The sequence below is a fragment of the Pseudomonas sp. C 49-2 genome (assembly GCF_003970195.1).
Lineage (GTDB): Bacteria > Pseudomonadota > Gammaproteobacteria > Pseudomonadales > Pseudomonadaceae > Aquipseudomonas > Aquipseudomonas canadensis.
Map to the genome: position 1 here is coordinate 237,896 of NZ_RXYG01000001.1, position 23,982 is coordinate 261,877.

Consider the following 23,982-nt stretch of genomic DNA (forward strand, 5'->3'; position numbering starts at 1 on the left):
CTGCACTGTCATCTTTCTGTCATACAGGATCGCTAGGGTGTGCGCATGAATGATCTGGCCAATTCCACCATGACGACGACTTCTCCCCCCAAGCGCATTGACTTCAATACGCCTGAGCTGCAACGCAAGCGCCGCATTCGCGCGCTCAAGGATCGCCTGACCCGTTGGTATGTGCTGGTCGGCGGCCTCGCCGTCCTCGGCGCTATCACCCTGATTTTCTTCTTTCTTGCTTATGTCGTCGCGCCGCTGTTCCAAGGTGCCTCATTGACCAAGGAAGACGCCCTGACCCCGGCCTGGATCCAGGACGCGGGCAAGCCGCTGATGATCTCCCTCGAAGAACAGAACCAAGTCGCCATGCGGGTTTCCGACAAGGGCCAGGCGTTGTTCTTTAATGTGGAAACCGGCGCCGAACTCAAGCGTGTCGACCTGCCACTGCCTGCCGGCACCAGCGTTGCTTCTATCGGTGAAGACCAGCCCGGTAGCCCGTTGGTGATCCTCGGTCTGTCCAATGGCCAGTCCATGGTGTTCCGCCACACCTATAAGGTGTCCTACCCGGACGGCAAGAAAACCATTACGCCTGCGATCGAATACCCCTACGGTGAAACGCCGATCGTGCTGGATGACGCCGGTCGCCCACTGGAGCATGTCGCCCTTAACGCCACTGATTCCACCTTGGTGGTTGCAGGTTCCGCCGGTTCGCACTTGAACGTGCTGTCCCTGAGCCGCGAAGAAAACATGATGACCGGCGAAGTCACCAGCGAGCAGAAGCGCATCGAACTGCCGCAGATGACCGAGCCGGTGAAAGCGATCTTCATCGACCCACGTCAGCAATGGTTGTACGTGATCAACGGGCGCGCCCTGGCCGACGTGTTCAGCCTGCGCGACAAGAGCCTCAACGGTCGCTACAAATTGCTCGAAGACGGCAACGCTGAAGTCACCGCCAGCACGCAGCTGGTGGGCGGTATCTCGCTGATCGTCGGCAACTCCAAGGGCGGCCTGGCCCAGTGGTTCATGGCTCGCGACCCGGATGGCGAGCAGCGCTTCAAGCAGATCCGCACCTTCCAGATGGGCACTACGCCTATTGTGGAAATTTCCGCCGAAGAGCGCCGCAAAGGCTTCACCGCCCTAGACGCTTCCGGCAAATTCGGCGTGTTCCACAGCACTGCACACCGCACCCTGTTGGTCGACCCTGTAGTCGATGGTCAAGGCGTGTATGGCATGTCGCCACGGGCCAACCGCGTGATCGTGGAAGCCGGCGGCAAGCTGCAACCGCTGATGCTCGACAACCCGCACCCGGAGGTATCGTGGAGCGCACTGTGGAGCAAGGTTTGGTACGAAAACTACGACGAACCTAAATACGTCTGGCAATCGACCGCCGCCAACACCGACTTCGAACCCAAGATGAGCCTGGCCCCGCTGACCTTCGGCACCTTGAAGGCGGCGTTCTACGCCATGCTGCTGGCTGCGCCACTGGCCGTTGCGGCGGCGATCTACACCGCCTACTTCATGGCCCCGAGCCTGCGCCGCAAGGTCAAGCCGGTGATCGAGCTGATGGAAGCGATGCCGACGGTGATCCTCGGTTTCTTCGCCGGCCTGTTCCTGGCGCCGTATGTGGAAGGGCATCTACCGGGCATTTTCAGTCTGTTGATGCTGCTGCCGATCGGCATCCTTGTCGCCGGTTTTGTCTTCAGCCGCTTGCCTGAATCGATCCGCCTGCGCGTTCCCGATGGCTGGGAAAGCGCGATCCTGATCCCGGTGATCCTGTTCGTGGGCTGGCTCTCGCTGTACATGAGCCCGTACCTGGAAACCTGGTTCTTCGGCGGCGATATGCGCATGTGGATCTCCCACGACCTGGGCATCACCTACGACCAGCGCAACGCTCTGGTAGTGGGTTTGGCCATGGGCTTCGCAGTGATCCCGAACATCTATTCCATCGCCGAAGACGCCGTGTTCAGCGTGCCACGCGGCCTGACCCTGGGCTCGCTGGCCTTGGGCGCCACGCCGTGGCAGACCATGACACGCGTGGTGATCCTGACCGCCAGCCCGGGCATTTTCTCGGCATTGATGATCGGTATGGGCCGCGCTGTCGGCGAGACCATGATCGTGTTGATGGCCACCGGTAACACCCCGGTGATGGAGATGAACCTGTTCGAAGGCTTGCGCACCTTGGCGGCCAACGTCGCAGTGGAAATGCCCGAGTCGGAAGTGGGCGGCAGTCACTACCGCGTGCTGTTCCTCTCGGCACTGGTGCTGCTGCTGTTCACCTTCATCATGAACACCCTCGCGGAGCTGATCCGTCAGCGTCTGCGCAAGAAATACTCGTCGCTTTAAGAAAGGTAGAAGTCTGTGAAACAGAACTCCCTGAATGGATGGTTCAAGAGCGGCGCCCCCGGCGTCTGGATCAGTGGTGGCGCGGTGTCCATCGCGGTCATCATGACCATTGGTTTGCTGGCGGTGATCGCCGTGCGTGGCTTGGGCCACTTCTGGCCGGCCGACCTGATCCAGGCCAACTACAACGTGCCGGGCCAGGCCAACCATATCGTCATCGGCGAAGTGGTGCAGAAGGAAGAAGTCCCCCGCGAGCGCCTGAAAAGCGCTGGCCTGCCGGTGCCGGACCAAGGCCCGGAGTTCATGACCCGCGAGCTGATCAAGGTCGGCAACCGTGACCTGAACGGCAACGACTTCACCTGGATCGTCGGCGAGTGGCTCAAGGACCAGACCACGCCGGCGAACCTGATGACCATCGAGCGTCGTGAGTGGGGCAACTTCTACGGCACCTTGGTCAACGTCAAGCAGGATGGCAAGGTCATCGCTGAAGGCGAAGCCGCATGGCCGGAGCTGCAGGCCCGTGTGGATCGCGTCAACAAGCTGGCCGCTCAACTCAAAACCCTGGAAAAATCCGACATCGGCGCGATCAACGCCGGTTTGGAGCGCATCCGCCTGCACGGCCGCAAACTGGAGCTGGAAGGCAAGCTCGACGCCGCCGCCCAGGCCGACATGGATGCCGACCGCGCCGAGCTGAATGCCCGTTACCAAGACATCGAAGCCCGCCTGGCCGACCTGCACGCCCAGTTCAACCGCGACGCGCTGACCGCTCGCGACGGCAACGGCAAGGAAATCGAAATCGGCATCGGCAAAGTGGTGCACGCCTACCAGCCGAACGCCATGGGTACGATTACCAAGATCGGCTTCTACTTCAGCAAGGTCTGGGAATTCCTCAGCGATGACCCACGAGAAGCCAACACCGAAGGCGGGATCTTCCCGGCTATCTTCGGCACCGTGATGATGACCCTGATCATGGCGATGATCGTCACTCCGTTCGGCGTGCTGGCGGCGGTGTACCTGCGTGAATACGCCAAGCAGAACACCCTGACCCGCGTCATCCGTATCGCCGTGAACAACCTGGCCGGTGTACCGGCCATCGTCTACGGCGTGTTCGGCCTGGGCTTCTTCGTGTATGTATTGGGCGGTTCGGTTGACCGCCTGTTCTTCGCCGAAGCCCTGCCGGCCCCGACCTTCGGTACGCCGGGCCTGTTGTGGGCCTCGCTGACCCTGGCGCTGCTGGCGGTACCGGTGGTGATCGTGGCCACCGAAGAAGGCCTGGCGCGGATTCCTCGCACCGTACGTGAAGGCTCCCTGGCACTGGGCGCGACCAAGGCGGAAACGCTGTGGAAGATCGTGCTGCCGATGGCCAGCCCGGCGATGATGACCGGCATGATCCTCGCCGTGGCCCGCGCCGCCGGTGAAGTGGCGCCGCTGATGCTGGTAGGTGTGGTGAAACTGGCGCCGTCACTGCCGCTGGATGGCAACTACCCGTACCTGCACCTGGACCAGAAGATCATGCACCTGGGCTTCCATATTTATGACGTCGGCTTCCAGAGCCCCAACGTCGAAGCCGCACGGCCGCTGGTGTACGCCACCGCGTTGCTGCTGGTGCTGGTGATCGCCACGCTCAACTTGTCGGCGGTGTGGATTCGTAACCACCTGCGCGAAAAATACAAAGCGTTGGACAGCTAACACGGCCCCCTGTGGGAGCTGGCTTGCCTGCGATGGCATCACCGCGGTTTGACTGAAACACCGCGCCGCCCGCATCGCAGGCAAGCCAGCTCCCACAGGGGCCAGCGTCAGACACAAAATTTGAGTAGATCGCCCCGGCGGTTCAACACAACGAATTGGTAGCACAGGGAGCATCCCATGCAACAAGACACCCACACCCACGGCATCAACATGTCTGCCCTGGGTCGCGACAAGCAGAGCCTGAGCCTGGCCCAGGAAACCGTGGCCATCGAAGTGCCGGGCCTGAGCCTGTACTACGGTGAAAAACAGGCGCTGTTTGACGTCAGCATGAACATCCCCAAGCAGCGCGTGACCGCCTTCATCGGCCCGTCGGGCTGCGGCAAGTCCACGTTGCTGCGCACGTTCAACCGCATGAATGACCTGGTGGACGGCTGCCGCGTAGACGGTGCGATCAACCTCTACGGCACCAACATCTACCGCAAGGGCGAAGACGTGGCCGAGCTGCGTCGCCGCGTGGGCATGGTGTTCCAGAAGCCCAACCCGTTCCCCAAGACCATCTACGAAAACGTGGTCTACGGCCTGCGCATCCAGGGCATCAACAAGAAACGCATCCTCGACGAAGCAGTCGAGTGGGCCTTGAAAGGCGCGGCGCTGTGGGACGAAGTGAAGGACCGTCTGCACGAATCGGCCCTCGGCCTGTCCGGCGGTCAGCAACAGCGTCTGGTCATTGCCCGCACCATCGCCGTTGAGCCGGAAGTACTGCTGCTCGACGAACCTTGCTCGGCACTCGACCCGATCTCGACGCTGAAAGTCGAAGAGCTGATCTACGAGCTCAAGTCCAAGTTCACCATCGTCATCGTGACCCACAACATGCAACAGGCGGCGCGGGTTTCCGACTACACCGCGTTCATGTACATGGGCAAACTGGTGGAGTTCGGCGATACCGATACCCTGTTCACCAATCCGGCGAAGAAGCAGACCGAAGACTACATTACCGGTCGCTACGGCTAGGATGCCGGGATTTTCCTCGCACTGACGCTGCGGTTTTCCGCACCTTACCGGACGCTCCAAGGACGCCAACATGATTAGCAAAGAAGGCCTTACCCACCACATCTCCGCGCAGTTCAACGCCGAGCTTGAGGAAGTGCGCAGCCACCTCCTGGCGATGGGCGGGCTGGTGGAGAAGCAAGTCAACGACGCCGTCACCGCGCTGATCGAGGCCGACTCGGGCCTGGCCCAGCAAGTGCGTGAGATCGACGACCAGATCAACCAGATGGAACGCAACATCGACGAAGAATGCCTGCGCATCCTCGCCCGTCGTCAGCCGGCGGCGTCCGACCTGCGTTTGATCATCAGCATCTCCAAGTCAGTGATCGACCTGGAGCGCATCGGCGACGAAGCCACCAAGATCGCCCGCCGCGCCATCCAACTGTGCGAAGAAGGCGAAGCGCCACGCGGTTACGTGGAAGTGCGCCACATCGGCGACCAAGTGCGCAACATGGTGCGCGATGCCCTCGACGCCTTTGCTCGCTTCGATGCTGAGCTGGCACTGTCGGTGGCCCAGTACGACAAGATCATCGACCGCGAATACAAGACCGCGCTGCGTGAGCTGGCGACTTACATGATGGAAGACCCACGCTCTATCTCGCGGGTCTTGAGCATTATCTGGGTGCTGCGTTCGCTGGAGCGTATCGGCGACCACGCGCGTAATATCTCGGAACTGGTGATTTACCTGGTGCGCGGCACCGACGTACGGCACATGGGCCTCAAGCGCATGAAGGCCGAAGTTGAAGGTTCGGCCGATCTTATCCCTAATGTTCCGGGCGAATCTGACGATAAGTAAGATTGCCCGAGAAATAAACGCCCGGCCTTTGGTCGGGCGTTTTTGTTTGTGGCCGCTGAATTTTTTGCGGATCGGATGAAAAAAGTCTGAACGTGACTACAGGGTTTTGGCAAAATGCCATCAGTCAGGCGTCTTGCGTGCCGAAGTTTTTATAGGATGAAGGGTCGATGAGTAAAGTCAGTGTATTGGTGGTGGATGACGCCTCGTTTATCCGCGACCTGGTGAAGAAGTGCCTGCGCAACTACTTCCCCGGGATCAAGCTTGAAGACGCGGTGAACGGCAAAAAGGCCCAGGCCATCCTGATGCGCGAGACCTTCGACCTGGTGCTGTGCGACTGGGAAATGCCGGAGATGTCCGGCCTTGAACTGCTCACCTGGTGCCGCGAGCAACCTCACCTCAAAGCCATGCCGTTCGTGATGGTGACCAGCCGTGGCGACAAGGAAAACGTGGTCCAGGCCATTCAGGCCGGGGTTTCCGGCTACGTCAGCAAGCCGTTCACCAACGAGCAGTTACTGAACAAGGTCAAGCAGGCCCTGCACAAGATCGGCCGTCTCGACGCCCTGGTCGCCAGCGCGCCGACCAAAATGAACTCGGCCTTTGGCAACGATTCACTCAGCGCCCTGACTGGCGGCAAGCCCGAAGCGCTCAAGTCGGCACCTGTGGCGGCGGCTGCCCCTGCACCGAGCCGAGGCCTGCTCAACAGCCCACCAGTTCAGGCGCCTGCGGCTGCATCCCCTGCCGGTGGCCGTGGCCAAGGCCAGTTGCGCCTGTCCAGTGGCACCCAGCAATGCGTGATCAAGGCGCTGAGCATCAAGGAAGCGCTGCTGGTAGTACGTCGCAGCGAAGTCCTGCCCCAGGTACTGGAAAGCGCCGTGCTCGACCTGGAGCAAGGCGACAACGCCGAAGTGGCCCGTCTCAATGGCTACCTGCACGCTATCGTCGCCTTCGAACCCAAGCCTGACAGCGATTGGCTGCAACTGACCTTCCGGTTCATCGACCAGGACGCGCAGAAGCTCGATTACATCTCCCGTCTGATCGCACGGGGTACGGCGCAGAAGCATTTTGTGCCGGGTGCTTGATCCTGAGGGACACCGTACAACTGTGGGAGGGGGCTTGCCCCCGATGGCGGCGGTTCAGCTAAGCAGTCGGTGGCTGACATCCCGCAATCGGGGGCAAGCCCCCTCCCACATTGGGATCTCCATTGTGGCGCATAGAGTTGTCATGATTCCTTGCTAACCTGCCGGTCAGTCATCCCGGCAGTTTCACGCTATGCTCATGCGCTTACTACTGTGCTGCGGGCTGGCAGCGGTCGTCACTTCGACCCACGCCATCACCCTCTACAAATCCGTCGATGCCGATGGCGTGGTGTTTATCAGCGACCGGTATACGCCGGGCGCCCAGGCGTTCGTGATCCGGGAGCACAAGCTTGAACGGCCGATACTCGACAGGCCTCCAGCCCGCTACCCGCCTCAGGCCTACCGCTATCCCTTGCCCTGGCGCGGCGGCCCATTCCGCCTGACTCAAGGCCCCAACGGCACTTTCAGCCATACCGATAGTAAGAGCCGCTACGCCATGGATATCGCCATGCCCGAAGGCACGCCGATCATTGCGGCGCGTAGCGGTGTGGTGGTGAAGACCGAAAACGCGCAGACCGGGCGCGGCAGTGATGCGTCGGGGAATTTCGTGAGGGTGCGCCACGATGACGGTACCGAGGGCGTGTACCTGCACCTCAAGCAAGGCTCGGTCAGTGTCAGGGTTGGGCAGCGTGTGGCGGTAGGAAGCCCGCTGGCGTTGTCGGGCAATACCGGCAACAGCAGCGGGCCGCATCTGCATTTCGTGGTGCAGCGCGCCACCGAGGCGGGGCTGGTGTCGATCCCGTATGAGTTCAACCAGCCCGTGGGTGCATTGCCCAACTTTGCGTTGGGCAATTGAGGGTCAATCCAGCAGCAGCACCTTGGCCAACACGATCTTCGGCCCTTTCATCTTCTTGATGATGATGCGCAAGCCTTCGACCTCCAGTACTTCTTCCTCTTCCGGCACGCGCTTGAGAGTGTCGTAGATCAGACCGGCCAGCGTTTCGGCTTCAATGTGGTCCAAGTCCACGCCCAGCAGGCGCTCCACCTTGAACAGCGGCGTGTCGCCACGCACCAGCAGCTTGCCCGGCTGGTAGGCCAGGATGCCGCGCTCGGCCTTGCGGTGTTCGTCCTGGATATCGCCCACCAGCACTTCCAGCACGTCTTCCATGGTGAGGTAGCCGATGATCTTGCCGTCGGCTTCTTCCACCAGAGCAAAGTGCGCGCCGCCTTTGCGGAACTGTTCCAGCAGTTGCGACAGCGGCATGTGTCGCGACACACGCTCCAGCGGGCGGGTCAGCTCGGCCAGGTTGAACGACTCAGGGATGTGGTCCAGGGCCGCCAGTTCCAGCAGCAGGTCCTTGATGTGCAGCAGGCCCACGAATTCGTTGCGCACCGCGTCATACACCGGGTAGCGGCTGAATTTGTGGCGACGGAACAGCGCGAGGATTTCCTTGAGCGGGGCGTTGAAGTCCAGGGTGACCAGGTCTTCTCGGGAGTTGGCCCAGTCCACCACTTCCAGCTCGCCCATTTCCACGGCGGAGGCCAGCACGCGCATGCCTTGGTCGCTCGGGTCCTGGCCACGGCTGGAGTGCAGGATCAGCTTGAGTTCTTCACGGCTGTAATGGTGTTCGTGGTGCGGGCCGGGTTCGCCTTGGCCGGCGATGCGCAGGATGGCGTTGGCGCTGGCGTTGAGCAGGTAGATCGCCGGGTACATGGCCCAGTAGAACAGGTACAGCGGCACCGCCGTCCACAGCGACAGCAGCTCGGGTTTGCGAATCGCCCAGGACTTGGGCGCCAGCTCACCGACCACAATGTGCAGGTAGGAAATCACGAAGAACGCGGCGAAGAACGACACGCCCTTGATCACTTCCGGCGACTCGACGCCTACGGCGCCCAGCAGTGGCTCAAGGATGTGCGCGAAGGCCGGCTCACCGACCCAGCCCAAGCCCAGGGAGGCGAGGGTGATGCCCAGCTGGCAGGCCGAAAGGTACGCGTCGAGCTGGCTGTGCACGGTGCGCAGGATTTGCCCGCGCCAGCCGTTCTTGTGGGCGATGGCCTCGACCCGGGTGGCGCGCAGTTTGACCATGGCAAATTCCGCCGCAACGAAGAAACCGTTGAGCAGTACCAGGATCAGTGCAAAAAGAATCATGCCGAAGTCGGCGAAGAGTGTAGCGAGGGTGATACCAGGGGAAGGGTCCATGATGGGGTTTTGCAGGTTCCGTGTGTTCAATAAGGGGTGGCAGGTGGGCCTGGAAGGCAGGCGCAAGTCGGCCAATGTAGCGGCTGACGGGGCGCTTGCCTAGTGCCCACTGCCGGGCGGGCCGTCAGGTGTCCTGATCAATTGCCTTCGATCGTGTCATCTGTGCCGGCGGGAAATGGCAGGTGAACGTACTGCCATGGCCCAACACGCTGCTGATCTCCAGGCGTGCGCGGTGACGCAGCAGCACGTGCTTGACGATCGCCAGGCCAAGCCCGGTGCCGCCAGTGTTGGAGTTGCGGCTGGAGTCGACGCGGTAGAAGCGCTCGGTCAGGCGCGGCAAGTGCTTGGCGTCGATGCCGATGCCGGAGTCCTGCACGCTCAGGTGCGCGCCCTGTTCGTCGGCCCACCAGCGGATGCGGATGTTGCCTTTGTCCTGGGTGTACTTCACGGCGTTGAACACCAGGTTGGAAAACGCGCTGCGCAACTCGCCTTCGCTGCCTTTGAGCAGCACGGCAGGGTCGGCTTCCAGCGTGATCTGCTGCCCGCGTTGGCCGGACAGGGCCTGGGCGTCGTTCTTGATGGTCTGCAGCAGGCTTTGCACGGTGACAGGATGGTTATCCGACGGGTAATCGGTCGCCTCCAACTTGGCCAGCAACAGCAGGTCGTTGAGCAGTGTCTGCATGCGTGAACCTTGCTGCTGCATCTGTTGCAGGGCACGGCTCCAGCGCGGATTGATCTCGTCGACGTTGTCCAGCAGCGTCTCCAGGTAGCCGCAGATCACCGTCAGCGGTGTGCGCAACTCGTGTGAGACGTTGGCGACGAAGTCTTTGCGCATCTGTTCTAGCTGGTGGATGCGGGTGACGTCGCGCACCAGCATCAGGTGCTCGTTGTTGCCATAGCGCGTCAGGTACAGCTGGATGCGCACGCGGTCATTGGTGGGCGAGGGGATTTCCAGGGCTTCTTCGTAGTTCTCCTGTTCGAAGTACTCCTTGAAGCGCGGGTGGCGCACCAGGTTGGTCACCGGCTGGCCGCTGTCCTGAGGCGTCTTGAGGCCCAGCAGGGTCTCGGCGGCGCGGTTCCACCATTCCAGGTTGCCATCGCTGTCGAGCATGATCACCGCGTCTTTGAGTGCGGCGGTGGACTCCTGCACCCGGTCGATCACCGCTTGCAGGCGTCCGCGCACCCGTTGGTCGCGGCGCTGCAAGTGATAGATGCTGTCGAACACTTCGCCCCACAGGCCGTAGCCATCGGGCGGTGCTTCATCGGGTTTGTGCTGGCGCAGCCATTCATGCAGGCGCAGCAGTTGCTTGAGGGTCCAACCCAGGTACAAGGCGATGCCGGCTGCCAGGCTCCAGCCGTAGTAACCGCTGACCAGACCCACCAACAGGCAGCCGGTGATCAGCAAAAGCATGTGGCGGATCAGGGTGCCATGCCAGTTTTGGTTCACTTAAACATGCGTCCTTGTCAGCTGTTAAGGAAAGAAGGGACCGGCTCAGCCTTTGGTTGAAAAGCGGTAGCCCGTGCCGCGCACGGTTTGTACCAGATTCTCGTAGGCATCGCCCAAGGCTTTGCGCAGGCGACGGATGTGCACGTCCACGGTGCGCTCTTCCACATACACGTTGCCGCCCCACACCTGGTCCAGCAATTGGCCACGGGTGTAGGCGCGTTCCTGGTGGGTCATGAAGAATTGCAGCAGGCGGTATTCGGTCGGGCCCATCTCGGCCGGCTTGCCGTCGATGGTCACGCGGTGGCTGATCGGGTCCAGCAGCAGGCCGCCGACTTCGATAGGCGCCTCGCCATCGGTTGGGCCGGCGCGGCGCAATACGGCTTTCAGACGTGCGACCAACTCGCGTGGGGAAAACGGCTTGGTGATGTAGTCATCGGCGCCGACTTCCAGGCCCTGGATCTTGTTGTCCTCTTCGCCCTTGGCGGTGAGCATAATGATCGGGATGTCCCCGGTCAGCTCGTCACGCTTGAGGCGGCGGGCCAGTTCGATGCCGGAGGTGCCGGGCAACATCCAGTCCAGCAGGATCAAGTCCGGCTTGCGGTCGACGATAATGGCATGGGCCTGCTGGGAGTTCTCCGCCTCCAGGCAGTCGTAGCCGGCCATTTCCAACGCAACGGCGATCATCTCGCGGATGGGCGCTTCGTCGTCAACAATCAGAATGCTCCTGCCAACCATGCTCAAAAATCCTCTTGTCATTTAACTGTCTTGCGCCGCATTAGATAACGGAATTATTGCAGTCGTGTGACAGTAATTTAGTCGCTCGGGCAATTCCCGCCTCTCTGGACTACGCTTTGGGTCCGAATCCTGACAACCACAAAAGGAAGGTTCCGATGACTTACAGCACGATTTCCTGGAAAGCCCTGCTGGTAACGGCGGCGTTGACGCTGCCGACCCTGGCATTCGCGGCGGAACCCGCGATGACGAAAGACGGGATGCTGGTCGACCACAAGGGCATGACCCTCTACACCTTCGACAAGGATGCCGACGGCAAGTCAGTGTGCAAGGACCAATGCGCGACCAATTGGCCGCCGCTGAAGGCGGAGTCCACCGACACGTCGATGGGCAAATGGACCGTCATCACCCGCGACGACCAGACCAGCCAGTGGGCCTATGACGGTAAGCCGGTCTACACCTACAAGGATGACCACAAGGCGGGCGACAAGACCGGTGATGGCAAGGGTGGGGCGTGGCACGTCATCAAACCCTGATCACACGATGCCGTTGAAAACATCGCGGGCAAGCCCGCTCCCACAGGGGAACGCATTCCAAATGTGGGAGCGGCGGTGCGACGATTCGACTTGCCCGCGAAGGCGTAAGCCCGGCCGCCACAAAAACCTCAGCGCAACGCATAATCCAGCACAATCCCGACAAATATCGCCAACCCCGCCCAGTGGTTGTGCAAGAACGCCTTGAAGCACTTCATCCGATCCTTGTCCCGGGTGTACCAGAATTCCCAGGCAAAACAGCCGGCCGCTGCCAGCAGCCCCAGGTGAAACCAGCCGCCCAGCTCAAACCGGGCTCCGGCCAGCAACAGGCACGCCAGCGACAGCCCTTGCAGGGTAAGAATGATCACGCGATCAGCTTCACCGAACAGGATGGCCGTGGATTTCACGCCGATCTTCAAGTCATCGTCGCGGTCGGTCATCGCGTAATACGTGTCGTAGCCCACCGTCCACAGCAGGTTGGCGATATACAACAGCCACGCGGCGGCAGGCAGGCTGCCGGTCTCGGCGGTAAACGCCATCGGCATGCCCCACGAGAACGCCGCCCCCAGCACCACCTGTGGGTAATAGGTGTAGCGCTTCATGAACGGATAGCTCGCCGCCAGGGCCAGGCCACCCAAGGACAGCAGGATGGTGGTGGCGTTGGTCAGCAGCACCAGCAGGAAACTGATGCCCATCAGCACCGCGAAAAACACCAGCGCCTCTTTCGAACTGATCTTGCCGCTTACCAGCGGGCGCTGCTCGGTGCGCTTTACATGGCCGTCGACCTTGCGGTCTGCCCAGTCATTGATCACGCAACCACCGGCGCGGGTCAGCACCACGCCGAGCACAAAAATCACAATATTGAGCAGGGACGGCGAACCCTTGCCGGCAATCCACAGCGCCCACAGCGTCGGCCACAGCAGCAGGTAGATGCCGATGGGCTTGTCCATGCGGGTCAGTTGGATGAAATCCCAGGCCCTGGGGTTCAGGTGGTTCAGGGACTTGAGCAGACGTTGGTACATCAGCAGTTCTCCGGATGGGCGTGCAACGCGTGCCAGAAGCTGGGCAGAAAGATCTCCGCGACCAACACGCTCAAGGGCCCGCGATCAAAGCGTGAACGGCGCGCCCACAGGCCGTCGACCTGATCCGCCACAGGCAGCCATTGTTGTGGGTAATGGCACACCTCGATTGGCTGGCGAGTGAATGCCTGGTCGCAGAACAGCAATTCGCCCAGCGAGCGACTGCCCAATTCATCCATATGCAAGCCGTCGCCCTGTAAGGCGCTGCGTGCCGCCACACTGCGCGCGAACACCCAGGGCTGGCCGTGCCCACGCAAATACACCTCGCGCACCCAGCCGATACTGGCCGGTGGCAGTGCCAGCGCTGCGCACTCATCGTCGCGCAGCGGCTGCCAGCCCTCGAACAGCGGCGTCACGCTGAAACCATCGTTGGACAGCCACGTCAGCCGCCGCGTCAGCGAGTCTTCGTTGAACAGCCAGTTGAGGGTCAGGGGCGCGGGCGCAGGGAGTAGACGGCTCTGGATCAGCCATTGGCAAGCATCGGGAGGGTCGATTGAGTGCGGCACGGTGAGTCAGTATTGGCAGCAAAAGAGGCGGCGAGCTTACCATGGCGTCCCGGGTTTTTGCCGGTCTGAACCGGCTGTTTGCGTCGATCGTGCTTGCATCTGCCGGCCCCGATCAGTACAAAACGCCCTGAGCCGCACGGCAATGCGAGTCTATCGACCGTCGGCCAAGATGCCTGGACCCTGAGGAAGTAAGTAATGAAGAAGTGGCAATGTGTAGTCTGCGGCCTTATCTACAACGAAGCGGATGGCTGGCCGGATGACGGAATCGCACCGGGCACCCTGTGGCAGGACGTCCCGGAAGACTGGCTGTGCCCGGACTGCGGCGTGGGCAAAATGGATTTCGAAATGATCGAAATCGGCTGATTTTTGGTTTTCAGATAAGTACTACAAGGAGAAGGGAATGAACGCACCTGTCGTGATCATCGGCACAGGATTGGCCGGTTACAACGTGGCCCGGGAGTTTCGCAAGCTCGACAGCGAGACCCCCTTGCTGCTGATCACCGCAGATGACGGGCGCTCCTACTCCAAGCCCATGCTCTCCACTGGTTTTGGCAAGAACAAGGAAGCCGATGGCCTGAGCATGGCTGAACCTGGCGCCATGGCCGAGCAACTCAAGGCCGAAGTGCGCACCCACACCCGTGTCAGCGGCATTGACCCTGGCCACAAGCGCTTGTGGATTGGTGAGGAAGCGGTGGCTTACCGCGACCTGATCCTGGCCTGGGGCGCCGAAACCGTACGTGTACCGGTGGAAGGTGATGCGGCTGAGCTGATTTTCCCGATCAATGACCTCGAAGATTACGCACGCTTCCGTACCGCCGCTGCCGGTAAGCGCCGTGTGCTGTTGCTCGGCGCGGGCTTGATCGGCTGTGAATTCGCCAACGACCTGATTCTGGGCGGTTATGAAATCGACCTGGTGGCACCTTGCGAGCAAGTCATGCCGACCTTGCTGCACCCGGCCGCCGCAGCAGCGGTACAGGCCGGACTGCAAAGCCTCGGCGCGCGCTTCCACCTGGGCCCGGTGCTCAATCGGCTGCAGCGCACTGCTGATGGCCTGGAAGCCCATTTGTCGGACGGTGAAGTGATCGCCTGCGACCTGGTGGTCTCAGCCATCGGCCTGCGCCCGCGAGTGGATCTGGCAGCCGCCGCCGGCCTGCAGACCAATCGCGGAATCATGGTGGACCGCCACCTCAAGACCTCCCACGCCAACATCTACGCCCTGGGCGACTGCGCCGAGGTCGACGGCCTGAACCTGCTGTACGTGATGCCGCTGATGAGCTGCGCCCGTGCCCTGGCCCAGACCCTGGCCGGCAACGCCACGGCAGTCAGCTACGGCCCGATGCCGGTGACCGTCAAGACGCCGGTCTGCCCGCTGGTGGTCTCGCCACCGCCACGGGGCACCGAAGGCGTCTGGAGCGTGGAAGGCGAGGGCGCCGATATCAAGGCCCTGTGCCGCGATGCCAGTGGCCGCCTGCTGGGTTACGCACTGACCGGCACTGCGGTGATGGAAAAACTGGCCCTCAATAAAGAACTTCCGCCGTTACTGGCGTAAATACCGGTCGTTCTGTCGGAATAACCGCGTTTTTCACCCTAGAAAGGTCGCCGCGAGACTGGCGCGGCGTCCGATGGCATGCCATCCTCACTCCCGTCTGCCGCAGAGTAGAGCCTGCGGCGCTTTGGGCGCTGCTCCAGAAGAGAGCAGCACGGACATAACAACAAAAAACCGTCAAAGAGGCTTCACTTATGCGTAAACCAGAACTCGCAGCCGCCATCGCTGAAAAAGCGGATCTCACCAAAGAACAGGCCAACCGCGTCCTCAACGCCGTTCTCGAAGAAATCACCGGCGCCCTGCACCGCAAGGACAGCGTCACCCTGGTTGGCTTCGGCACCTTCCTGCAACGCCACCGCGGCGCCCGCACTGGCAAAAACCCTCAAACCGGTGAGCCGGTGAAAATCAAGGCCAGCAACACGGTTGCGTTCAAGCCAGGCAAATCGCTGAAAGACACTGTTAACGCGTAAGAGCGTTACCGTCTCGAAGGGGGCGGGGTGGTAGGAGAGATGGGCACGCCGACTGGGTCGGGTGCCCATTTTTTGTAGGCTGGAGAATGTCTGGCCAGTAGTAACCTCCCGGTTACAACTCCCCCCAAGGATCAAATTTATAAGTGGCATCCAACGGTGTGAACGCTAGCCCAAAGAGCGCCTTGGATTCGAACATCGCCTTGAATTCAGCCGAACAGACCGTTTCGTTAATATCCGTGCATAGAAACAGGTGTTGATGAATACCCGGTTTTATCTTGAATGATTCGATGGACTCAAAAACGATAGCGGGTACATCACTTTCTTCTGGTGTCTTGAGTTTGCCGGTGTATTTGTCGCGGTCGATGGTGAATACCGAATGCTCAAGATCAAGCAGGCTGAGTCGGGCGGTCGGAACGAAAAGGTTGTAGCGTTTTTCAGGTGTTTTTTTTCCTTTTAACTCTATCTCGACCTGACGCGTGATATGAGGAATTTCGAGCGTTGCGCAGATGTTCAAGACGGCATCTGTCGCCAGCAACTCCTCAATCATGAGGTCCGCTTTCAACTCCTTGATCTTGGCCTTGACTTTATAAGCGCTAGCAAACTGACTCTCATCCGGTGTTTCTGAAGGGTAATGAAACTCCGGGACGCCAGGAGTCCAGTCCGACTCAAAGAAGCTGGGCGCATCCGTCCCGTTGGTGTGGTAGTTCACGATGAAGAAATCAGCGCTGGCGCCGGTCATAAAAGTCGTCCTGTAACTGCATCAGTTTTGAAGAGGCCATTCTGCAGCCCGCCGCTCGCCCATTTTTGGATGTTCGAGACTTCCAGTGCGAGGTCCATATCAGATAACCCGGCTTGTTGTTTGTTCAAGCTCCTGAGCCTGTCCCTGACAGCATCGGTGTACTTGTTATGGTTCGATCAAGGGATAAAGGAGTCAGATTTATTTATAGTCCCTATCCTGATTAAATAGATCCGTCCCTTTATCGCCATCGCCATTATCGTTGAGTAAGAGGTCTATTTCTATTTGGAGTCAAACAATTCTTGCGTATGCAGGACTGCCTTGTTTACGCGCTCTGAAGCGGTAACGCTATCAATGCGTAAGTCGTCGGGTATGTGCTCATAGTCCATGGCCTCATCCTCTGTTAGCGCTCCACGCAGATGGGCAATTACTCTGAAAATAATGTGATGCATACGCCAGCAAATTGAGGGTTCAATATTTACCAACTGTTCCTCAGATGCGGGCTTGCTTACGCCGCCGGTCCAGATTTCTGACTCAAACGCGAATTGAATTCTGTCGTAACCAGAGGTCGATTTTTTGTAGTCGGGGTCACTGAAAAGAATCTTCCAGCGAGGGATACCTGAAAAACGCATGCTGCAGAAAATCGGTCGAAACAGACGTTTTGAGGTGTCCACCTCGCTGATCGAGGTTGGGACTTGTGTATGGAATTTCGCAAAAACCTCAATCAGGTGTCCTAGTGCAGGAGGGATGAGCTCGATGTAGCGGGCCATCACAAACCCGGGCTCATCTGAAGCATTGAGGGCTGGGACGTAGAAAAGATCACCCGGCTTGGGTGCCTTGAGGGTTTTCATACAGCAGCCTCTTTTAGGTACAAGATTTGATTTTGCTCGGCTTGATGCCCAGCGCTTTGGCCGCAGCCCTGTAGTTTTTATAGTGACTTTTGCCCCGTGCATCAGTGCGGCTTTTATTGATGGGTTCGATGACGTTGCCGGGGAATTTGCCTTTTGTTTTGTATTTCTCTCGGTAGGCCTGTTCGTAACCTTTGGCTTGAGAGTAAGTCATCTTGCCGTCCTGACCTTTCAACACACGCAGCTCTCCTTTTCCAAGCCGCGTGGACCTGTCGTGCTGACTTTCACGCGCCGCAGGATCCTGCTCGGTGTGACCGATGTAGTAAGGCGTTTTAGCACCGGGGGCGTAGAGCCCGTAAACATAGAAACCAGGTTTGTTTAGGGGCGTTGGGGTCCAGCCTAGTGGATCCAGCCAGGTAATAGGGTTTGCACCGTACGAGTAGAGGTTCAGGCCACCCAGCAACCCAATCGGATCCGGCGTCGTAAACCGCCCCACATCCGGATCATAAAACCTGAACGTATTGAAATGCAGCCCCGTCTCCCGATCCAGATACTGCCCCTGGAACCGCAGGTTCTGCTCTTCAATGTAATAAGGCTCGCGCACTTCCTCCAGCGTGTTGCCCCACACCCGATAAGTCGCCTGCCAGACGCCGTGCCCATCTGCCTCGGTCAGTTGTTCCGGCAACCCGTTCAGGTCGTTGTGGTAGTAGCGAATCTTCTGCAACGGGCCCATGCCGTCGACGCGGGCCAGCGGTTCATAGCCGTCATCGTCATAAACATAGAGGCTGGTCTGGCTGTGTTTATGCTCCTGCAGCAACCGCAGTCCATCCCACACAAACTGCGTTTCTCCCAGCGGATACCCGTCACTGCCATGCTCGGTTTTTTCGATGCGTCGGCCCAGCGGGTCGTAGCTCATTCGCACGACGCTGCCGTCATCGTTACGCACTTCAATCAAGCGGCTTTCAGCATCGTAGGCAAACCGCTGCACACCTCGTTTCGCGCTGCGCTTTTCGATCATCCGCCCAAAAGCGTCATAGCGATAACGCTTGTCCTGATAGGTCAGCAACTTGTTATGCACCACCAACCCGGCGCCTGCCTGCGGGCCGTCCAGCAGGTTGGCGGCGGCGTCGTAGGCGAAGGTTTCACGCTGGCCGTGCAGGTTGTCCTGGCTGGCGATGATGCGGCCGGTCGCATCGTAGTGCAGCAGTTGGCGGTGCTGTGCGGCGGGTTGTTGGTCGAGTTTGCCGATCAAGTTGTCGGCGGGATCGTATTCGAACTGCTTTTGCGCAGCCGCCGGAATCAATGATGGCTGACTTGCCAAGCGGCGTTGGCGCGAACGCAGGCGGCCACTACGGTCGTATTCGCTGCGGGTGGTGAGCTGGCCCTGGGTGCGCAGTACTTCGCGGTGCAGGCGGTCACGCTCGAAGTCGCTGATGACCTGGCCGTCGAGGTTGATCTGGTGCAGATGGCCGCTGCCGTAATACAGGCGATTGAGCCAGCGGCCGTCCGGCAGTTGGGTCTGGATCAGGTTGCCGAGTTCGTCGTAGTGGTGTTGCAGGTTGCCCGCCGAACTCTGCTCGCAAAGCAGTTGGCCGAGGGCATCGTAGGCAAAACCCAGGGCTTGGACGTTGGCCTGCGAATCGGTGAAGGTGACAGCCGTGAGCTGGTCCACTGCGTCGTAGCTGTAGTCGGTGCGGCCATCGTCGGTGGTCTTGGCAATCAGCCGGCCCACTGCATCGCGTTCCAATCGATGGACGATAGGCGCGGGCGGCGTTTCGGGCACCAGGGCCAGACCGTTTCCGTAAGGCGCCGGCACGGCAGTCACCGCCGTGACGTTATCCAGCGGGTCATAGCTGTAGTGCTTGGCGCTGCCGTCGAGGTCCTGCTGTTCAACCAGACGGTCGCTGGCATCCCAGGCAAAACGATAACGCTCGCCGTTTTCGTTGATCAGCGCTTGCAGCCGTCCATAGCTGTCATAGCCGAACTGCACCTGCCGGCCATGGGCGTCGATGCGCTGGCTGACCAGGCCACGGCGATTATGTTGATAGAGCGTCGTATGCCCGGCCGGGTCGGTGTAGCCCACCAATTGGCCGCTGACCGCGCGCTGGTACTGCTCGGTACGGCCGTCCGGCAATTGGGTGGTGAGCAGACGGCCCTGGGCGTCATAGCTGAATTGGGTACGCTCGCCCAGGGCATCGGTAATGACCTGCAGATAGCCGCGCTCGTCGTAGCTGAATCGCGTCGGGTAACCTGAGCAGTCGATGTGCTCGACCAGTTGTCCGAACGGGTTCCAGCGCAGCTTTTTGCTTTTGCCGGTGGCGTCAATAATTTCCACGGGCTGGCCGTGGGCGTCATAACGATAGCGCGTGACGTAGCCCAGTGGATCGGTTTCGGCGATGCAGTTGCCGCGTGAGTCATAGCGATATTGCCAGCTGTTGTCCGCGGCGTCGGTTTCCACCAGGGGCAAGGCCCAATGTTCCAACCACAGCGTCGAATCGCTGCGACCCAGCGGGTCGGTTTCGCCGATCAGGTTGCCGGCCTCGTCGTAGCTGTATTCAAAGCGCCCGCCCAGCGTGTCGGTGGCGCTGAGCAACTGGCGCTCGTCGTTCCATTCGAACAGCCAGGTGTGGTCAAGGTTGTCGCTGTAACGAATGATCTGGTGTTGGGTGTTCCAATGCCGGGTACTAACGCGTTGCAAGCCGTCGGTAATACGGGTGATACCGGCCTGCAAGTCATAGTCGAACTGGTAAGCGTCGCCCTCATCGGTCCAGTGCCGGACCACGCGCCATTCCAAACCTTCAACCAAAGACCATTCGTAGAAGCAACGAAGCCCGGTCGGCAGTTGATGCTCCACCATCCTGCGACCGCTGTTGTAGGCAAAACGACGCTGAACCTGGCCTGTCGCATCGCGCACTTCAGCCAGGTTGCCCTGCGTGTCGAAGCCATAACTGACCAGCACTTCTCGGCGCTGATCAGGGTACAGACGTTCGATGCGCGCCAACTGGCCCTGATCACGGATCAACTCAACCTGCACCAGGTCGAATGTGTCGCGTAGCCGCACCATGTGCCCGGCTTCGTCATAATCGATATAGATGCGGTTGTCGTTTCGGTCGCCCAATTGAGTAAGGCGCAGCAGCGACGGGTTGGCGGAGGGTTCAAGCAAGCGATACAGGCCGTCATCGCTCTCGATCAGCAACTGCCCATTGAGGTGACGCCGCACCGCGAGCCCTTCACCGGCGCTGAACACCGCGCCGCCCAAGGGAATCGAACCCATGTCGATAGGCCGACCTTGCTCATCGGTATAAATCAGCGTTTCACCGCCCTCTGAATGGGGCAGGATCTCGACGCACACTTCATATGGGACGCTCCAGCCTGCGCCAAACATTCCGCCCGGGCGCTCATCGCGGCTGTTGTAGAAGCGCTGCCAGTCGATCGGCAGGATGCCGGGCAGCACAAAATCCAGCTCCTCGGCATTGCCCAGCACCTTCGCGCCCGTGGCCGCATGCACCGGATTCGATGAACCCATCGCTGCGTTCGCCACGGCCCCCATCGCGCTGCTGACCGCCATCGACGTGGCCCCGCCGATCAACATGCACGGCAACTTGCTAAAGAACTTGCCCTTGCCACCCTTGAGCATCAACAGTGCCGTGACCGCCAACCCTACGCCCGGCGTCTTGCCACTGCGAATCTCACGCACCACCACCGAGCCGCCGCCAATGGTCACGTTGGAGGAAATCAGGCCGGACGACACCACCGTTGCATCGCAGGTGCTGCGATCACCGCTGCGCGCCGCCGGTTGGCCGTTGATGGTGACCTTATCCGAACCCTCGGCCAGAAACTGCGGCGGCATCGGCGGGTGCTTCATGCACGTGACCAAGTCCAGCGGCTTGGGCTCGGCCCCAGGCGCCGGGGTGGCGACGGTAGGGCGCCACATCTGCGAGAAGAAACTCTCGGCCATGTCCAGGTAGCTGGCTTCGGGCTCCGGCTCGGGCGCTTCCAGCTCGGTACCGGCCGGTGCGACATGGGAACTGATCGCCCCTGCGGCGCGTGCAGCGGGGATGTTGTTGGTCAGGGTATCGGTGGAACCGGTAAGAATATTGGCCTGCACCGTGGGCGGAAACAGCGCGTTGGCGAACGTATCGCATAAACTCGTCAGGCCTTTGTCGGCCCCGGTCTTGCTCATGGCCAGGCCGACAATCGTGCCCACCACGGCACCCAGCAGGAAACAGCCAAGCCCACCGGTGGCGACGGTAATCCCAGTGGCGGCGACGACAGCCGCCGTCGCCACCGCCGTGATCGCGATATTGGCCGCTACCTCCAGTACACCGCCGAGAATGTCCGCCATCATCGAGGTGTGCGAGAGTGCATCGCCCATCCGGGCGGCCCATAGAGCATCAGACATGCCGGCAGCTCATCAAGAAATCGCGTCGAACGACAGCGAATTTTTGATCAATGCCCAATGCGCCGCCTCGGCATCCCCGAGCTTGTCGGCCTTCACATAACTCAAGGCAAGCATCTTGCGCGTCCCCGGCAACACCAGCGCCAGCTGGTACTGGAACACCTTGTCATTGCCCTTGTTGAACTGGCTGCGCAGCTCAATGCCTTCGACCTCTTGCGCGGCGCCCAGGCGCACATCAACACCCGGTTGATAGCGCAAGTCCTGCACCTGTTTTTCCAGGCGCTGGAGTTGGTCATTGAAGTTGCTGTGCAGGGTTTCACCCTCGGCGAGCAAGCTGCGACTGACGATCAGTGAAGTCCCCAGTTCCGGGAACTTGAGGATATTGATCGTCGCGTCCTGCAGCTCGCTGGCCGGCAGTTGGAACTGGAATTCGTTGATTCGATACGTCATGAAAGCAGGTCTCGTCAGGAGCTTTTAGGCGTGGGGAACGCGGCTTTGATATTGGCGTCGATGGCGGCTTTCTGGCCCTGGCCATCGGGCGTGGCGCCGGGGCCGCCGCCGTTGTTCAGGTGCAGTACGCCGCCGGTGTTGAACTCGGCATCGCCGCTGGCATAGAAGCTGATCTGCACGCCGGTGAGGTTGATCTGCCCGCTGGCGTTCAACTCCAGGATGCTTTCACCGCAGACCAGGCGTAGGTTTTCACCGACTTCGATGACATAGCTCTGGCTGATGCTGTCGGTCTTGCGCTGGCCCACCGAGAGGATGTCTTCCTGCTTGACGATGCGCAGGCGGTTGTTGCCGATGGTCACCGTCTCGTTGTGGCCGATGCTCTTGTTGCGGTCATGCCCCACCGAATGGCTTTCATCCACCTCGACCACGATGTCCTGATTACGCTCGGCATGGATGTACAACTGCTCCAACCCCTTCTTGTCCTCCATACGGATTTCATTGAAGTTGGCCGGCGTGCCGCCCTTGCTCGAACGGCTTTTCATGCCGCTCTGGGTCGCGTTTTCCGGCAGGTCGTAAGGCACGGTCTGCTCGGCGTTGTAGACCCGTCCGGTGATGATCGGTCGGTCGGGGTCACCTTCAAGGAAGCTCACAATCACTTCCTGGCCGATCCGTGGGATCTGCATCGAGCCCCAGTTCTTGCCGGCCCAGGATTGCGACACACGAATCCAGCACGAACTGTTCTCGTTGGATTGGTCATGACGGTCCCAGTAGAAATGCACCTTCACGCGGCCGTACTGGTCGGTCCAGATTTCCTCGCCTTTGGGGCCGACCACCAGCGCGGTCTGCGGGCCTTTGACGATAGGGCGGTGGGTGCTGGCCAACGGGCGGAAGCTCTGCTGGGCGTCGATGCAGGTGAGGCTGCTTTCGAACTGTGCCGAGCCCGAACCGCCGCCGCTTTCCAGGCTTTCCTGGACGATGTAGTAGCGGCAGCCGACGATCAGGTATTCACGGTTCTGGTCCTGGCGACTGAAGCCGGTCAGGCTGAACAAATGCCCCGAGCCCAGGCCGCGAGCATTGCCGCTGAACTCGATCTGTTCATGCAGGGTTTGCAGCGCTTCGATGCGGGTCCGCGCATAGTGCTCGCCGTCTTCGCTTTGCACGTAGGTGCCGGGGTAGTCGTACAGCGGATAGTCGCCGGCAGTGTGCGGGCGTGGCATGGCCGAGCGCACGTCGATGCTGGCGCTGGGGCGCTGGAAATCGTAGTCGTTGAGCTCCAGCGAACCCGGCTGCACTTCGTGCGCCAGGTGCCAGTTGTGCATATGGTCGCGTTCGCGCTGCTGCTCGTCCTTGGGGTAGTACGGGATCGACGCGTAGCCCGGCACCGTGGTGTGGGCGCCGTAGGCATCGGCCAGCACCAGTACATGGCGGTCCTGCTCATGGCGGAAGAAGTAGTAGATGCCTTCCTGTTCCATCAAGCGGCTGACGAAGTCGAAGCTGGTCTCGCGGTACTGCACGCAGTATTCCCACTCGCGGTACGGCCGGCTCAGGGCGTCTTCGAAGTCGGAAAACCCCAGGTCGCGAAACACCTGCTTGATGATCTGCGGGATGCTCAGGTTCTGGAAAATCCGGCAGTCGGAGGTGCGGCTGAGCAGCCAAAACCATGGGCGCAGCGTCACCTGATAACTGGCGAACTGACCCAGATCGATGTTCTGGCTGCACCGCGCGACGATGCCGTGGAAGTGCCGCTCGCCACCGTCCGCCAGTTGCAGGCCCACGCTCATGGGTTTGCCGAGCAACTGGTTGAGATCGATGTTGGCGTCCAGGGACGTCAGTTGCAGCTCGTAGTTGAACAGCCTGCCCAGCTCCTCGCCACCGCCCATTTCATTGAGCAGCAGCACATCCGGCCCGAGGGGGCTGGTGATTTTGGCCAGGCGTGAGGCTTGGTTGAATAGCATCGGGCGTCCTGTAAAGGTCTTGATTACTGAAGGAACCGAATCCAATGTGGGAGCTGGCTTGCCTGCGATAGCAATTGAACATTCAACATTGATGTTGACTGATACACCGCTATCGCAGGCAAGCCAGCTCCCACATTTTGACCGT

General features: G+C 60.4%; 20 protein-coding genes. 10 read left to right on the forward strand and 10 right to left on the reverse strand.

Going from position 1 to position 23,982, the window contains the following annotated elements:
• The first annotated feature begins 297 nt into the window (after positions 1-297).
• From EJ576_RS01070 to EJ576_RS01100, 6 genes are all read left to right on the forward strand, one after another.
• Positions 298-2,331, forward strand: a complete 2,034-nt coding sequence (locus tag EJ576_RS01070; protein WP_178083520.1) for an ABC transporter permease subunit — start codon at positions 298-300, stop codon at positions 2,329-2,331.
• 15 nt (positions 2,332-2,346) lie between these two features.
• A complete protein-coding gene (gene pstA / locus EJ576_RS01075) occupies positions 2,347-4,017 on the forward strand; it encodes a phosphate ABC transporter permease PstA (RefSeq protein WP_016978635.1) in 1,671 nt (556 codons plus the stop codon).
• A gap of 177 nt (positions 4,018-4,194) precedes the next feature.
• Positions 4,195-5,028 carry a phosphate ABC transporter ATP-binding protein PstB gene (gene pstB / locus EJ576_RS01085; protein ID WP_010207582.1) on the forward strand — a complete coding sequence of 278 codons (834 nt, stop codon included), beginning with the start codon at positions 4,195-4,197 and terminating at the stop codon, positions 5,026-5,028.
• Positions 5,029-5,098: 70 nt separating this feature from the next.
• A complete protein-coding gene (gene phoU, locus EJ576_RS01090) occupies positions 5,099-5,860 on the forward strand; it encodes a phosphate signaling complex protein PhoU (RefSeq protein WP_010207581.1) in 762 nt (253 codons plus the stop codon).
• Between the two features lie 167 nt (positions 5,861-6,027).
• A complete protein-coding gene (locus EJ576_RS01095) occupies positions 6,028-6,939 on the forward strand; it encodes a response regulator (protein ID WP_122729929.1) in 912 nt (303 codons plus the stop codon).
• Positions 6,940-7,129: 190 nt separating this feature from the next.
• Positions 7,130-7,792, forward strand: a complete 663-nt coding sequence (locus tag EJ576_RS01100) for a M23 family metallopeptidase (RefSeq protein ID WP_126569438.1) — start codon at positions 7,130-7,132, stop codon at positions 7,790-7,792.
• A gap of 3 nt (positions 7,793-7,795) precedes the next feature.
• Here the strand turns inward: EJ576_RS01100 and EJ576_RS01105 are convergent, their stop codons facing one another.
• The 3 genes from EJ576_RS01105 to phoB form a co-directional block, all read right to left on the reverse strand.
• On the reverse strand, positions 7,796-9,136 hold the full coding sequence (locus tag EJ576_RS01105) for a hemolysin family protein (protein WP_010207573.1): 1,341 nt from the start codon (positions 9,134-9,136) through the stop codon (positions 7,796-7,798).
• A gap of 124 nt (positions 9,137-9,260) precedes the next feature.
• A complete protein-coding gene (gene phoR, locus EJ576_RS01110) occupies positions 9,261-10,547 on the reverse strand; it encodes a phosphate regulon sensor histidine kinase PhoR (protein ID WP_240037379.1) in 1,287 nt (428 codons plus the stop codon).
• An 81-nt stretch (positions 10,548-10,628) separates the two neighbouring features.
• The gene (phoB, locus tag EJ576_RS01115; RefSeq protein WP_003176964.1) at positions 10,629-11,318 is read right to left on the reverse strand and encodes a phosphate regulon transcriptional regulator PhoB; all 690 of its coding nucleotides are present in this window, start codon (positions 11,316-11,318) and stop codon (positions 10,629-10,631) included.
• 155 nt (positions 11,319-11,473) lie between these two features.
• Here phoB and EJ576_RS01120 point away from each other — a divergent pair, with 155 nt between their 5' ends.
• Positions 11,474-11,851, forward strand: coding sequence for a hypothetical protein (locus EJ576_RS01120; protein WP_126569439.1), 378 nt, complete (start codon positions 11,474-11,476; stop codon positions 11,849-11,851).
• Between the two features lie 128 nt (positions 11,852-11,979).
• Here the strand turns inward: EJ576_RS01120 and ubiA are convergent, their stop codons facing one another.
• Together ubiA and EJ576_RS01130 are read right to left on the reverse strand one after the other, a co-directional pair.
• Entirely contained in the window at positions 11,980-12,870 is an 891-nt protein-coding gene (gene ubiA, locus EJ576_RS01125) for a 4-hydroxybenzoate octaprenyltransferase (RefSeq protein WP_122729923.1), read from the reverse strand.
• Complete coding sequence (locus tag EJ576_RS01130; RefSeq protein WP_123478443.1) at positions 12,870-13,433, reverse strand: chorismate lyase; 564 nt, start codon at positions 13,431-13,433, stop codon at positions 12,870-12,872. The genes ubiA and EJ576_RS01130 overlap by 1 nt, the downstream gene beginning before the upstream one ends.
• A 195-nt stretch (positions 13,434-13,628) precedes the next feature.
• Between EJ576_RS01130 and EJ576_RS01135 the strand changes: the two genes are divergently transcribed.
• From EJ576_RS01135 to EJ576_RS01145, 3 genes are all read left to right on the forward strand, one after another.
• The gene (locus EJ576_RS01135) at positions 13,629-13,796 is read left to right on the forward strand and encodes a rubredoxin (protein WP_032856748.1); all 168 of its coding nucleotides are present in this window, start codon (positions 13,629-13,631) and stop codon (positions 13,794-13,796) included.
• A gap of 37 nt (positions 13,797-13,833) precedes the next feature.
• Positions 13,834-14,982 (forward strand): NAD(P)/FAD-dependent oxidoreductase, encoded by a 1,149-nt coding sequence (locus EJ576_RS01140; RefSeq protein ID WP_126569440.1) that lies wholly within the window; start codon positions 13,834-13,836, stop codon positions 14,980-14,982.
• A gap of 191 nt (positions 14,983-15,173) precedes the next feature.
• The gene (locus EJ576_RS01145) at positions 15,174-15,449 is read left to right on the forward strand and encodes an HU family DNA-binding protein (protein ID WP_003176958.1); all 276 of its coding nucleotides are present in this window, start codon (positions 15,174-15,176) and stop codon (positions 15,447-15,449) included.
• 112 nt (positions 15,450-15,561) lie between these two features.
• On the opposite strand, the gene EJ576_RS01150 is transcribed toward EJ576_RS01145, so the two are convergent.
• From EJ576_RS01150 to EJ576_RS01170, 5 genes are all read right to left on the reverse strand, one after another.
• Entirely contained in the window at positions 15,562-16,188 is a 627-nt protein-coding gene (locus tag EJ576_RS01150) for a hypothetical protein (RefSeq protein ID WP_100491872.1), read from the reverse strand.
• A 278-nt stretch (positions 16,189-16,466) separates the two neighbouring features.
• The gene (locus tag EJ576_RS01155) at positions 16,467-17,036 is read right to left on the reverse strand and encodes a hypothetical protein (protein WP_123478444.1); all 570 of its coding nucleotides are present in this window, start codon (positions 17,034-17,036) and stop codon (positions 16,467-16,469) included.
• A gap of 13 nt (positions 17,037-17,049) precedes the next feature.
• The gene (locus EJ576_RS01160) at positions 17,050-21,435 is read right to left on the reverse strand and encodes an RHS repeat-associated core domain-containing protein (protein WP_123478445.1); all 4,386 of its coding nucleotides are present in this window, start codon (positions 21,433-21,435) and stop codon (positions 17,050-17,052) included.
• Positions 21,436-21,447: 12 nt separating this feature from the next.
• Complete coding sequence (locus EJ576_RS01165) at positions 21,448-21,882, reverse strand: DcrB-related protein (RefSeq protein WP_010207557.1); 435 nt, start codon at positions 21,880-21,882, stop codon at positions 21,448-21,450.
• Positions 21,883-21,896: 14 nt separating this feature from the next.
• Positions 21,897-23,837 carry a type VI secretion system Vgr family protein gene (locus EJ576_RS01170; RefSeq protein ID WP_123478446.1) on the reverse strand — a complete coding sequence of 647 codons (1,941 nt, stop codon included), beginning with the start codon at positions 23,835-23,837 and terminating at the stop codon, positions 21,897-21,899.
• Between the last annotated feature and the right edge of the window lie 145 nt (positions 23,838-23,982).